Annotated in this window: 1 pseudogene; it reads left to right on the top strand. The window is 44.0% G+C overall.

Annotated elements, in window-relative coordinates:
• Positions 1-172 (top strand): annotated as a pseudogene (locus R8N28_RS24790) (isopentenyl-diphosphate delta-isomerase); the annotation flags it as partial.
• Positions 173-291: the final 119 nt, after the last annotated feature.

Raw genomic sequence — 291 nt, forward strand, 5'->3', positions numbered from 1 at the left:
TGCACAACTGCCAGGTTGGTGTAACAACCCTGCAAAAGAAATTGAAGAGATGTTATCGGGCGAATGGCACGCATCACTGCCTAAACAAGGTGACCTTGCTAAACCACGTACTTTGGATGTGATGGCAGCACTTAACCGTATGCGTAAGTCACAGTTCAAACCTTCACACTAAGTATTTTGTATTTGACGTATCACGACTTATCCAAGTCTGGCTCGTCTAAAACACAAAGGCAGCGATAATCGCTGCCTTTTTTATTTTCAGCCCTAAACCACCTACTTCAGTAGGTGGTT

The sequence above is a fragment of the Vibrio sp. Vb1554 genome (genome assembly GCF_033344235.1).